Raw genomic sequence first — 12,812 nt, 5'->3', positions numbered from 1 at the left:
AAAAGTAAAATCGCGCCCACTAGATTAAATCAATACAAAAGGACTTCCCGTGGCAGGACACAGTAAATGGGCGAATATCCAGCACCGCAAGGGGCGGCAGGATGAAAAACGCGGCAAGATCTGGACCCGCATCATTCGTGAAATCACTGTGGCCGCCCGTGCCGGCGGCGGCGACCTGTCTGCCAACCCCCGCCTGCGCCTGGCGGTGGACAAGGCCAAGGCGGCCAACATGCCTGCCGACCGCATCAAATACAACATCGACAAGGCCACGGGCAACGCCGAAGGCCTGACCTACGAAGAAATCCGCTACGAAGGCTATGGCATTGGTGGCGCCGCCATCATGATCGACACCATGACCGACAACCGTGTGCGCACCGTGGCCGAAGTGCGCCACGCGTTCAGCAAACACGGCGGCAACATGGGCACCGAGGGCTCCGTGGTGTTCCAGTTCAGGAACGTGGGCCAGCTGATTTTTGCCCCCGGCACCAGCGAAGACAAGGTGATGGAAGTGGCGCTGGAGGCGGGCGCCGAAGACGTGGTGACCGACGAAGACGGCGCGGTGGAGGTGCTGACTGCCCCGGCCGACTTTGAAGCTGTGAAGAACGCCCTGGAGGCCGCAGGCCTGACGGCCGAGGTGGCAGGCGTGACCATGCGGCCCGAAAACACGATCGAGCTGACCGGCGAAGACGCCGCCAAGATGCAAAAGCTGCTGGACGTGCTGGAAGACCTGGACGACACGCAAGAGGTCTACCACAACGCGGCGCTGTGACTTTGCACCCGTAGATCACCGCTTTTTTCTTGCCCTGACCTGTTTTCCGACTGATATTCCCCCGAACCCCACCCAGCAGTGCAGAGCTGCGGACCGGGTTCACCAAAGGTTCCTATGAAAGTACTTGTGATTGGTGGCGGCGGCCGTGAACACGCGATGGCGTGGAAACTGAGCCAGTCCCCCAAGGTGACCAAGGTGTTTGTGGCACCCGGCAACGGTGGCACGGCCTTGAACCCCAAGCTCGAGAACGTCGCGATCTCCGACGTGCGCGAGCTGCGCACCTGGGCCCAGGCCGAAAAGATCGCGCTGACCGTGGTGGGCCCCGAGGCGCCTCTGGCCGCCGGTGTGGTCGATGAGTTCCGCGCCCATGGCCTGCGCATTTTCGGCCCCACCAAGGCGGCTGCTCAGCTGGAAAGCTCCAAGGCGTTCAGCAAGGCCTTCATGCGCCGCCATGGCATCCCTACGGCCGACTACGACACCTTCACCGACCCGGCAGCGGCCCACGCTTTCGTGGACCGATTGGGCGCGCCCATCGTCATCAAGGCCGACGGATTGGCGGCTGGCAAGGGCGTGGTGGTGGCCATGACGCTGCAGGAGGCCCACGATGCCGTGGACTTCATGCTGGTGGACAACAAATACGGCGTGACGCACAACGAGGGCGGCGCGCGCGTGGTGATCGAGGAATTCCTCGAAGGCGAAGAAGCCAGTTTCATCGTGCTGTGCGATGGCAAGAACGTGCTGGCCCTGGCCACCAGCCAGGACCACAAGCGCCTGAAGGACGGCGACGAAGGCCCCAACACCGGCGGCATGGGCGCTTATTCGCCCGCCCCCGTGGTCACGGCCGACGTGCATGCCCGTGCCATGCGCGAGATCATCCTGCCCACCATCCGTGGCATGGAAAAGGATGGCATTCCATACACCGGCTTCCTGTATGCCGGTTTGATGATCGATGCCAAGGGCCAGCCGAAGACGCTCGAATTCAACTGCCGCATGGGCGACCCCGAAACGCAGCCCATCCTGATGCGCCTGAAAAGCGACTTCAGCGACGTGATGGCCGCTGCCGCTGACGGCAAGCTCGACCAGATGGAACTGCAATGGGACCGCCGCACCGCGCTGGGCGTGGTCATGGCCGCCCATGGCTACCCGGAGAACCCGCGCAAGGGTGACGCCATCACCGGCCTGCCTGCTGAGGCGGATGACGCCGTGGTGTTCCACGCGGGCACGCAGCTCAAGGACGGCGTGGTCAGCGTGACGGGCGGTCGGGTGCTGTGCGTCACCGTGCTGGCCGACAGCGTCAAGCAGGCGCAGCAACGTGCGTATGACGTGGCACGTGGCATCCAGTTTGATGGCGCGCAGTACCGCCGCGACATCGGCTTCCGTGCCCTGAAAAGCTGATGGCAGACGCTCAGACCCTGAACCCTACCGACACGGTGACCCGCGTGCGCGGCTACCTGGTGGGCCTGCAGGCGCGCATCACTGATGCGCTGGAAGCCGTGGAAGCCGCTGAAGGCGAGGGCGGCGCACGCTTTCTGGCCGATGCCTGGAGCAAGCCGCCCGGCGAGCCGCTGCAAGGCGACGGCATCACCAAGATCATGGAAGGCGGCCGGGTGTTCGAGCGCGCTGGGTGCGGCTTCAGCCACGTACGCGGCCCACAGCTGCCGCCTTCGGCCACGCAGCACCGGCCCGAGCTGGCGGGTGCGCCGTTCGAGGCCATGGGCGTGTCGCTGGTCTTTCACCCGCGTAACCCCTATGTGCCCACGGTGCACATGAACGTGCGCATGATCGCCGCTGGCCACCCAGGCAAGGCGCCGACCTGCTGGTTTGGCGGCGGCATGGACCTCACGCCGTACTACGGGTTTGAAGAGGACGCGGTGCACTTTCACCGTACCTGCCGCGATGCGCTCAGCGCTTTCGGCGACGACAAGTACCCGCGCTTCAAGCAATGGTGCGATGAATATTTCTTCCTCAAGCACCGCAGCGAGCAGCGCGGCGTGGGCGGCGTGTTCTATGACGACTTCTCGGAGCTGGGCTTTGAACAAAGCCTGGCCATGACGCGGTCGGTGGGCGACGCGTTCCTGAGAGCCTACCTGCCCATCGTCGAGAAACGCAAGGGCATGCCCTATGGCGAGCGCGAGCGCGACTTCCAGCTCTACCGCCGGGGCCGCTATGTCGAGTTCAATCTGGTCTGGGACCGGGGCACGCACTTTGGCCTGCAGTCGGGCGGGCGCACCGAGTCCATCCTGCTGTCCATGCCGCCGCTGGTGTCGTGGTCGTACCAGCGGTCTGACGCCGCCGATTCGGCCGAGGCCGACCTTACGCAGCGCTTTTTGGTGCGCCGAGACTGGCTTGCGGAGGGGGCTGTCCCTGCGCCCTGAAAGCCGTGAAAAGCGCAAAAGCTATAATTTCAATAGCTGCCCGCGCTTTTCACATGAGCGCAAGAGGCCCAAAACACCTCACACTGCTGCAGCGCCCCAGCACAACACCCGCGCAACACTCAAGGCCCAGCCCGCTGGCTGTGCGCTGCGTTGCACGCTATATTGATTCCATTCCCTTTCTAATCACCGCCTGATGACCACCTCCACCAAATCGGAAACCGCCGCCAAAAAAGACGTCACCAAACTCCAGCGCGCCATCGTCGATGGCCTGGAAGACGTCAAGGCGCAAGACATCCAGGTTTTCAACACCGAGCATCTCTCGCCGCTGTTTGAACGGGTGATCGTGGCATCAGGCACTTCCAACCGCCAGACCAAGGCCCTGGCAGCCAGCGTGCGCGATGCGGTCAAGGAAGCCGGCTTCTCCAAGCCCCGCATCGAAGGCGAAGACAACGGTGAATGGATCATCGTGGACTGCGGCGCCGCTGTGGCGCACATCATGCAGCCCGCCATCCGCCAGTACTACCGCCTGGAAGAACTGTGGGGCGACACCCCCGTGCGTCTGAAGCTGGGCGCTGCCAAGCCTGTGTCCAGCGCCGCCACCGAACTGGCTGAGAAAAAGTCGGCCCAGAAGGCTGCCAAGTCGGACGCCAAGGCTGCTGGCAAGGCGCCCGCCAAAAAGGCGGCAGCAGCTCCCTCGGTAGCCGCCCGTTCGGGCAAGGCCACCGTCAAGGCAGTTGCCAAGACCGCTGCGAAAACTGCAGCGAAAACAGCGCCCAAGCCAGCTGCAAAAACTGCGGCCAAGGCCGCGCCGGGCAAATCGGCCGCCAAGACCGGCGCCACCAAGCCAGCCAGCAAGACCACGGGCGCAGTCGCCGCCAAGAAGCCCGCCGCCACCAAGGCCCCTGTCAAGACGGTTGTGGTCAAGCCTGTTGGCGCCAAGAAGCCTGCGGCCAAGAAGTCGCCCGCAGGCAAGACTCCCGCACGCGCGGCAGCCAAGCCAGCCTCCGCATCGGCGCCCAAGTCGGGTGCCAAGCCAGCCGCCAAGAAGGCGCCGGCCCGTAGCAAGGGCTGATCCGTTTCCGCAGCGGTGCCCCTTTCGTGGCGCGCTGCGGTAACTGCCCCTCACGCATCCAGGTTGATCCATGAAGCTGCTCATTGTGGCGGTCGGGCAGCGGGTGCCCGATTGGGCGCAGACCGCATACGACGATTACGCCAAACGCTTCCCGCCCGAACTCAAGGTAGAGCTCAAGGCCGTCAAGACCGAGCCGCGTGGCTCCAAGACGCTGGAGACGCTCTACGCCGCCGAGCGTGAGCGCATCGAGGCCGCCATTCCCAGGGGCACCCGCGTGGTGGCACTGGACGAGCGCGGCACCAACCTCACCACCAAAGCGCTGGCCGAACGGCTCAAGGGCTGGCAGCTGGGCGGTGACGATGTGGCGCTGGTCATCGGCGGCCCCGATGGGCTGGACCCCGCCTTTCGGCAAGCGGCACACGAGCGCATTCGCCTGTCGGACCTGACCCTGCCGCACGCCATGGTGCGCGTGCTGCTCATTGAGCAGCTATACCGCGCCTGGTCGGTGAATGCCGGGCATCCATACCATCGTGAATAAAGCAGGCCCTTTGCAATGATGGTCGGTATCACTCCTTTTTTCATAGCGGCTAGCGCTTGATGAATAAGCGCTAGAGCCGATTTTTATTCAAAATCCGTTCATGCCCGACTTCATCTACCTCGCCTCCCAGAGCCCGCGCCGTCGTCAGTTGCTGGAACAGCTGGGCGTGCGCCACGAACTGCTGCTACCCAATGTGGACGGCGATGAGCCCGAAGACACCGAGGCCATCGAGGTGGTGCTGCCCGGCGAAGCGCCCACCGCCTATGTGGAGCGCGTGACCGCGCTCAAGCTCGACGCGGCCGTAGCCCGGCGCGCGCGGCGCCAGTTGCCGGATGCGCCCATCCTGTGCTCCGACACCACCGTGGCCCTGGGCCGCACCATCTACGGCAAGCCGGACGATGCTGCCCATGCTGCGCGCATGCTGGCCGAGCTGGCGGGGCACGAGCACCGCGTGCTGACTGCCTTAGCGATGCAAGTGGGCGCCAAGCGGCTGACGGCCCTCTCGGTGTCGCGCGTCACCTTCGCGCCCATGACACCCGCGCAGATCGATGCGTACGTGGCCACGGGCGAGCCGCTGGGCAAGGCGGGCGCCTATGGCATCCAGGGCAGGGCGGCAGCGTATGTGGAGCACCTGGCGGGCAGCTATTCGGGCATCATGGGGCTGCCCATGTACGAGACCGCGCAGCTACTGCGCGCATCGGGCTTTGCCATCTAGGCGACGCCAACCAAAGACAACAACAACGCCATGCAACAAGACATCCTGATTAATTGGTCGCCCCAGGAAACCCGCGTGGCCGTGGTGGAGCACGGCGCCGTGCAGGAGCTGCATATCGAGCGCACGCTGGAACGCGGCCTGGTGGGCAACGTCTACCTGGGCAAGGTATCGCGCGTGCTGCCGGGCATGCAGTCGGCCTTCATCGACATCGGGCTGGAGCGCGCGGCCTTCTTGCACGTAGCCGATGTGTGGCAGCGCCAGCCCGATGGCGAGCCGCCCGCATTCGCCCGCAAGAACGAGCCGCAAGTGCCCATCGAAAAACAGGTGTTCGAAGGCCAGGCACTCATGGTGCAGGTCATCAAGGACCCGATTGGCACCAAGGGCGCGCGGTTGTCCACGCAGATCAGCATTGCCGGTCGCCTGCTGGTGTTTTTGCCGCAGGACGACCATGTGGGCGTGTCGCAGAAGATCCCGCCTGCGGAGCGCGATGCCCTGCGTGCACGGCTGCAGGCGCTGGTGGGCGACAAGTCCACGGGCGGTGGCGGCGGCTTCATCCTGCGCACCAACGGCGAAGATTCCACGGATGCCGAGCTGGCTGAAGACATTGCCTACCTGCGCAAGACCTGGGCGCGCATCAAGGAGGCATCGCTCAAGCTGCCGGCCATGTCGCTGTTGCACCAGGACCTGGACCTGCTGCAGCGCGTGCTGCGCGACCTGGTGGGCGACCACACGCAGACCATCCGCATCGATTCGATGGAGCAATTCCAGCGCCTGCGCGCGTTCGGGCAGGAGTTCATGCCCGCAGCCGCCGGCAAGCTGCAGCACTACAAGGGTGAGCGGCCAATTTTTGACCTGTATGCCATCGACGAAGAGGTGGCAAAGGCATTGGGACGCCGGGTGGACCTGAAGTCGGGCGGCTACCTCATCGTGGATCAGACCGAGGCGCTTACCACCATCGACGTGAACACCGGTGGCTACGTGGGTGCGCGCAACTTCGACGACACTATCTTCAAGACCAACCTGGAGGCCGCGCAGGCCATTGCGCGCCAGCTGCGGCTGCGCAACCTGGGCGGCATCATCATCGTGGACTTCATCGACATGATGCGGGACGACCACCAGCAGGCCGTGCTGGCGGAGTTCAAGAAGCAGCTCGCGCGCGACCGAGTCAAGACCATGTCGTCCGGCACCTTCTCGCAACTGGGCCTGGTGGAGATGACGCGAAAGCGCACGCGCGAATCATTGGCCCACATGCTGTGCGAGCCCTGCGAGGTGTGCCAGGGCAAGGGCAGCGTGAAGACTGCGCGCAGCGTGTGTTACGACATCTTGCGCGAGATCCTGCGCGAAGCCCGCCAGTTCAACCCGCGCGAGTTCCGGGTGGTGGCGTCGGCGCGGGTGGTGGAGCTGTTCCTCGACGAGGAGAGTCAGCACCTGGCCGGGCTTTCCGACTTCATCAAGAAACCCATCTCGCTGCAGGCCGAAAGCGCGATGGGGCAGGAGCAGTACGACATCGTGCTGCTATGAGTGCAGAGGACGGTGGTTATTACGAGCGTCTGCGCCTGCGCTTGCTAGCCGATGGTTTTTCAGCGCACGAAGCGCTGGCGGAAGTCGCGGAGGCTTACCTGGACGGTAGACCCGAGAAGGTCAACGGCCACAAGCTGAGCCGCAGTGGTCGAGATCACTTGTTCTGGTCGACTGTGTGCTTACAAGCTGCTGATGCGCAGGATTGGCGTGGCGAAGCCATGGGTTTGGCGCTGACGCGTTATCTCGCACAAGACAAGGTGGCTGCCCCTGGACTGTTGGGTGTGCTCGCACAGCAAGCGCCTATCGTCCTCACGGACGCGGTGCGTCACTCTGGCTTGGCGCTGCGGCCTGATTCGCCACGTCGCCATGAACTGCAGCAGGCTGCGGCACAAGCCCCCGAAGTCGCTGAATTGTGCCGGGTGCTTCACCTATTGGATGAGGCCCACGCCCTGCGTCGAGACGCGCTGGCCCGCTGCCAGTTGCCATGGGAGACAGTGCCGATCATTGAGCTGTTGGCATGGACCAGTCTTTACGCTTTCGATCATTTGGTGCCACATGGCCTGCATGGCTCAGCGGCTGTCGAGGCCCAAGGAATGTCCGTGGCGAGTGCTTGGGATGCGATCAACGCATTGCTGCTCTGGAAATTACGGTCAGGCGACCGTTCCGCCTTGCGCCTCAATGAGAACGACATTGCCGAGCGTGTAGGGCCGTTGTTTCGGGATTGGCTCTTCTCGAATAGAGCATTGCCAGAGTTGGCGGCCCGGCGCTACGCGCAGTTTCAAGACCTCATGGCGGCGCAGATCGAGATGCGGGAATTTTTGAGCCGCAGCCTCCATGCTTTTTGCTGGGATGACGGCATCCGATTTGAGAGACGCGGAGACAGGCTGGAGATTGTCGAGACTGACCCGGCTGCACGCGCTGCATGGGAGCGCAACACACGCAAGCTGTGGCAGTTGCAGGGCTATTGGATGGATCGGGCAGTCGATGCGTTCGCGCACTCCGACATGGCACACCAGCGCATAGGGCGGCCTGAAAACGAGGACGACAACCGAGCGGCCTGGATTAAGGCGCTCGCCACGCGGATGCGGCTGAGTGAGGTGTACGGGGTAGGCGATCAGGTGAGCCTTGAAGGGGGGCGCACGGTCAACCTCTTTCAGGCCTTGCTGGCGCAGGAATTGACGGCTATTTTTTTCTTGCGTGACTACATTGGAGCGTTCGCTGCCCACGCGCAAGCCCTGGGGCACTGGCGGCTGGCACTGGGGCGCTTGGCGCTGCAGGGCTTGTTGGAGGGCATGCAGAACCGTCTGCCGTTTACATGGTCAGACCGCACCGCTAAGGTTCGCCGTATCACGGGTTGGACTGTCACGTCCGAACAGCCGCAAGGGAGTGTGGCCTCTGCCCAAGCCATTCTCGATTTCTGGTGCTACGACATGGTGGCGCTTGGTGAAAGGTTGGGGCGGGACGAGCCTGGCTTGCATCCAGGTTTGTTTGAGCGTCCAGTCCTTCAGTTTGGTCATGCTTACGTGCAGTTGCCTTGGATTGCTGCTTTTCAAAGCAATGGCCATGCGGCCATCAACAATCTGCGCAGGCTGGGGGCGCGACGCGCTGAGACGCGAGAGGAAACACAGCGCATTGAGGCCAACTTGGCGGTGGCCCTGCAGGCGCGGGGCTTTCGCGTTGTACTGAATTGGCAACCGCCTGACGATCTCCGCGACGCCGGTGAGGTGGATGTGCTGGCTGCGCGCGACGGGCATTTGTTTGTCTTCGAACTCAAGTCCACATTCGTGCGCCAATCGGTTCAAGATGCGTGGCAGCATGTGACCACCACATTGCGCAAAGCGGGGCGCCAACTGGTACGTAAGCAAGCGGCAGTGCTCGGTGTGCTGGCGGGCGATATGGCTTTGCAAAGTGCTTTGGGGTTGCCAGAGCCGCCTACGCTTGAGCGGGTTCACGCGTGGATCGTGGACACCTCTATCGAGGGTGACCATTGTTTCTTTTTCGGCTGTTTGAAGTTGTCGCTGGAGGAAATTCTGATTACGCTGCGTGACGATCGACAACGCTTGTTTGAAGGGCAGGTGTGGACGCAGGCAGAGGGATTGCCGCGCCATTCCCAGGCAAGCCTGTACCCGGATGGCTTCGATGCAGTGCACTTTGTGAACGTTGTCCAGAGCCAAGCTGTCTGGGGTGAGGAGTAGATTTTTTCCAATTTGCAGGCGCTGTTGCTCGCTCACGCCAGATGGGCCAGGGGCGTAGGCTGGCGCTACGGCACAAACCGGTACCCCACCCCCGCCTCGGTTCGCAAATGCCGGGGCATGGATGCGTTGTCCTCCACCTTCTTGCGCAGGTTGGCCATGTGCACGCGCACATAGTGCGTGTCCTCAGCATGGCCTGGGCCCCACACGGCCTTGAGGAGCTGGGCGTGGGTGATGACGCGGTCGGGCTGGGAGGCCAGGTAGGTGAGCAGCTTGTATTCGATGGGTGTGAGGTGCAGGGCCTCGCTGCCATTGCCATTGCCATCGCCGTTGCCTTCACCATTGCCGCCCATGCGGCGCTCCACCGTGCGGCGGGCCAGGTCCACGGTGATGGGGCCGAACTGGATGACGGGTGTGGCTTCGGCGCCGGATGCGCGCTGGCTGCGGCGCAACTGGGCGCGCACGCGGGCCATCAGCTCACCGGAGCCAAAGGGCTTGACCAGGTAGTCGTCGGCCCCGGCATCCAGCGCCGCGATCTTGCTGGCCTCGGCGCTGCGGGCCGAGAGCACGATGATAGGCATGGCCGACCAGGTGCGCAGGTCGCGGATCAGGTCCACACCGTCGCCATCGGGCAGGCCCAGGTCCAGCACCACCAGGTCGGGGCGGCGGGTGCCAGCCTCGATCAGGCCGCGTTGCAGCGTGGCGGCCTCGTGCACGGTGTGGCCTTCGCTCTCCAGCGTCAGGCGCACAAAGCGGCGGATGTCGGCTTCGTCTTCGACGATGAGGATGTGGGTGGGCAGGTCGGTCATGGGGATTGGAGGGCCGCGCGGTCAAACTTCGCAGGTGGTGTCTGCATCGGTGCCTAGATCGGTGGGCGGTGTACCGCGTGGCAGCAGCAGCGTAAAGCGTGCACCCGCAGGCTGGCCCTGGGCGTTGTGGATCGTATCGCCCCGGATGCTGCCACCGTGCGCCTGCACGATGGCGCGGCAGATGGCCAGCCCCAGGCCCACACCGGGCGTGGCGCTTTCGCGGGCACCGCGCTCGAATTTTTCAAACAGCAGCTCTTCACGCCCTTTGGGCAGGCCGGGGCCTTCGTCGGTAATGGTCAGTGCCACGGCATCGCTTTGGGGCTGCGCGCTGATGCGGAGGGTGGTGTCTGCGGGCGTGTACTTGGCGGCGTTTTCCAGCAGGTTGACCAGCACCCGCTCCATCAGCACGGCGTCGATCTGCAGCAGCGGCAGGTCGCCCGGCAGGGTCACTTCGATACGGTGCGTTGCAATGGCCGGGGCGCAGGCGGCCAGGGCGCTGCCCACCACTTCTTCCAGTGGCTGCCAGGCTTTGTTGAGTTGCACGGCCCCGGCCTCCAGGCGGGCCATGTCCAGCAGGTTGTTGACCAGTGCGCTCATGCGCTGGGCCGATTGCTGGATGGCGTCGGTCAGCTCTTGTTGATGGGAAGGCAGGGGCGGCTGCACCATGGCCAGGGATTCGGCCAGGCCGACCAGCGAGGCCAGCGGCGTGCGCAGGTCGTGCGAGATGGCCGAGAGCAGCGAGTTGCGCAGCCGCTCGGACTCGATCTGCACCGTGCTTCTCTGCGCCACGTCGATGTAGTGGATGCGTTCGAGCGAAATGGCCAGCAGCGAGGCGCAGGTCTGCAGCAGGCGGCGCGGTTCCACGCCCGGCACCTGGCCTTGCGGCATCGCGACCACCAGCACGCCACGGATGCGCATGGGCGCCTTGAGCGGCAGCACCAGCGTGGGGCTGGAGTGCAAGGTGTCCGTGCCCCGGCCTGCGGGCTCGCCGCGCTCGAATGCCCATTGCGCCACGGCCATGTCCACGGGGGCGGTGCCTCCGGGCAGCACCTGCAGGCGGTTGTCATCGTCGGCCACCACCAGCGTGCTGCCTGCGCTGAACTCGCCGGTGATGAAGCGTGCGCCAATCTCGGCCACCTGTTCGGGCAGCAGGGCAGCAGACAGGTCACGCGCCATGTCGTAGAGGCTGCGCACGCGGTGTTCGCGGTCGGTGGCGGCCTCGGCCTGTACCTTGAGCCCGGCGGTGAGCTGGCCCACCACCAGGGCCACCACCAGCATCACGGCAAAGGTGACGACGTACTGCGCGTCGCTCACCGCAAAGTTGAAGCGGGGCGGCACAAAGAAGAAATCAAAAAACCCCACGCCCAGGAACGCCGCCATGATGGCCGGGCCACGCCCAAAGCGCAGTGCCACACCCACCACCACCAGCAAAAACAGCATGACGATGTTGGTCAGCTCCAGCACGTTGGCCAGCGGCGTCGCGATGACGGCGGCGACGCAGCAGGCGAGCGCGGCAGCGATGTAGCCCGGCCAGAAAGCACCGCGGGGGGCGTTGGTGGTGAGGGTGGCTTTGCGCTCTGCGGCGTCGGTGCTGCGGTTGGGCAGGGTGCCTACCTGCAGCAGGTCCAGGTCGCTGGCGCGCTGCGCGATCTGCTCGGCCAGCGTGGCCTGCCAGGGCCAGCGGCGGGTGCCACGCCCCCAGCGCCCGGCGCTGCGCCCCATCACCACGCGCACCAGGTTGTGTTCGCGCGCATAGCGCACCAGGGCCTGGGCGGGCTGTGCGGCGGGCAGCACGGCGCAGGCGGCGGCGCCCAGTTGCTGGGCGATCTTCAGCGTGCGCTCCACCTGCGGGTGCAGGGTGGCCGACTGGCCTTGCTGCTCGGGCGTTTCCACATGCACGGCGTGCCAGGGCAGGTCGAGCTGGGCGGCCAGGCGGGCGCAGCTGCGCACCACCTTTTCGGCGTTGTCGCCCGTGCCCACGCAGGCCAGCAGGGCCTCGCGGTTGGGCCACACGGCCTCGGCCGTCGTGGTGCTGGCGCGGCGGTAGGCGCGCATTTCGTCGTCCACGCGGTCGGCGGTGCGGCGCAAGGCCAACTCGCGCAGGGCCAGCAGGTTGCCTTTGCGAAAGAAGTTGGCGGCGGCGCGCTCTGCCTGCTGGGGCAGGTAGACCTTGCCAGTTTTGAGGCGCGCCAGCAGCTCGTCGGGCGGCAGGTCCACCACCACCACTTCGTCGGCCGCGTCAAAAAACTGGTCGGGCACTGTCTCCCACACGCGGATGCCGGTGATGCCGCTCACGATGTCGTTCAGGCTCTCCAGGTGCTGCACGTTCATGGTGGACCACACGTCGATGCCTGCGGCCAGCAGCTCTTCGGCGTCTTGCCAGCGCTTGGGGTGGCGCGACCCGGCCACATTGCTGTGGGCCAGTTCGTCCAGCAGCACCAGGCCTTCGGGGTGTTCTGCGCCCCAGGCCAGGGCGGCATCCAGGTCAAATTCGGGCAGGGTGCGGTCTTTGTAGGGCAGGGCGCGCAGCGGCAGGCGGGGCAGGTGCGCGGTCTGTGCGTCGGTGTCGGCGCGGCCATGCGTCTCGACCACGCCGATGGTGACGGGCGTGCCTTGCGCCTGCGCCGCCCGGGCGGCCGACAGCATGGCAAAGGTCTTGCCCACCCCGGCGCAAGCACCAAAGAACACCTTGAGCCGCCCGCGCTGCTGCTGGGCCTGCTCTTGCTGGATGCGCTGCAGCAGCGCGTCGGGGTCGGGGCGATCCTGCATGGGCACAGTGTATCCACCAATTTGATGTCGAATAGGCCTCAAGCGCTAGTAT

Annotated in this window: 10 protein-coding genes; 8 read left to right on the top strand and 2 right to left on the bottom strand. The window is 65.0% G+C overall.

The window, feature by feature from the left end:
- Positions 1–49: 49 nt before the first annotated feature.
- The 8 genes from ASD94_RS16370 (at position 50) to ASD94_RS16335 (ending at position 9,185) form a co-directional block, all read left to right on the top strand.
- A complete protein-coding gene (locus tag ASD94_RS16370; protein WP_056644920.1) occupies positions 50–769 on the top strand; it encodes a YebC/PmpR family DNA-binding transcriptional regulator in 720 nt (239 codons plus the stop codon).
- A 114-nt stretch (positions 770–883) separates the two neighbouring features.
- Complete coding sequence (purD, locus tag ASD94_RS16365; RefSeq protein ID WP_056644916.1) at positions 884–2,164, top strand: phosphoribosylamine--glycine ligase; 1,281 nt, start codon at positions 884–886, stop codon at positions 2,162–2,164.
- Positions 2,164–3,144 carry an oxygen-dependent coproporphyrinogen oxidase gene (gene hemF, locus ASD94_RS16360; protein ID WP_056644913.1) on the top strand — a complete coding sequence of 327 codons (981 nt, stop codon included), beginning with the start codon at positions 2,164–2,166 and terminating at the stop codon, positions 3,142–3,144. The genes purD and hemF overlap by 1 nt, the downstream gene beginning before the upstream one ends.
- Positions 3,145–3,337: 193 nt before the next feature.
- A complete protein-coding gene (gene rsfS, locus ASD94_RS16355; protein WP_056644910.1) occupies positions 3,338–4,216 on the top strand; it encodes a ribosome silencing factor in 879 nt (292 codons plus the stop codon).
- Between the two features lie 70 nt (positions 4,217–4,286).
- Positions 4,287–4,754 (top strand): 23S rRNA (pseudouridine(1915)-N(3))-methyltransferase RlmH, encoded by a 468-nt coding sequence (rlmH, locus tag ASD94_RS16350; protein ID WP_007858784.1) that lies wholly within the window; start codon positions 4,287–4,289, stop codon positions 4,752–4,754.
- Positions 4,755–4,854: 100 nt separating this feature from the next.
- Complete coding sequence (locus tag ASD94_RS16345) at positions 4,855–5,469, top strand: nucleoside triphosphate pyrophosphatase (RefSeq protein WP_056644907.1); 615 nt, start codon at positions 4,855–4,857, stop codon at positions 5,467–5,469.
- 30 nt (positions 5,470–5,499) lie between these two features.
- Positions 5,500–6,990 (top strand): ribonuclease G, encoded by a 1,491-nt coding sequence (rng, locus tag ASD94_RS16340; protein ID WP_056644904.1) that lies wholly within the window; start codon positions 5,500–5,502, stop codon positions 6,988–6,990.
- Positions 6,987–9,185 (top strand): hypothetical protein, encoded by a 2,199-nt coding sequence (locus ASD94_RS16335; RefSeq protein WP_056644901.1) that lies wholly within the window; start codon positions 6,987–6,989, stop codon positions 9,183–9,185. Before rng ends, ASD94_RS16335 begins: the two co-directional genes overlap by 4 nt.
- A gap of 65 nt (positions 9,186–9,250) precedes the next feature.
- On the opposite strand, the gene ASD94_RS16330 is transcribed toward ASD94_RS16335, so the two are convergent.
- Together ASD94_RS16330 and ASD94_RS16325 are read right to left on the bottom strand one after the other, a co-directional pair.
- On the bottom strand, positions 9,251–9,991 hold the full coding sequence (locus ASD94_RS16330) for a response regulator (protein ID WP_056644900.1): 741 nt from the start codon (positions 9,989–9,991) through the stop codon (positions 9,251–9,253).
- A 21-nt stretch (positions 9,992–10,012) separates the two neighbouring features.
- Positions 10,013–12,760, bottom strand: a complete 2,748-nt coding sequence (locus ASD94_RS16325; RefSeq protein ID WP_056644897.1) for a DUF4118 domain-containing protein — start codon at positions 12,758–12,760, stop codon at positions 10,013–10,015.
- Positions 12,761–12,812: the final 52 nt, after the last annotated feature.

Origin of the sequence: Acidovorax sp. Root70, from assembly GCF_001428225.1 — a bacterium.
Lineage (GTDB): Bacteria > Pseudomonadota > Gammaproteobacteria > Burkholderiales > Burkholderiaceae_C > Acidovorax.
The sequence above is the reverse complement of the archived record's forward strand: the minus strand, read 5'-3'. Positions and strand labels throughout refer to the sequence as shown.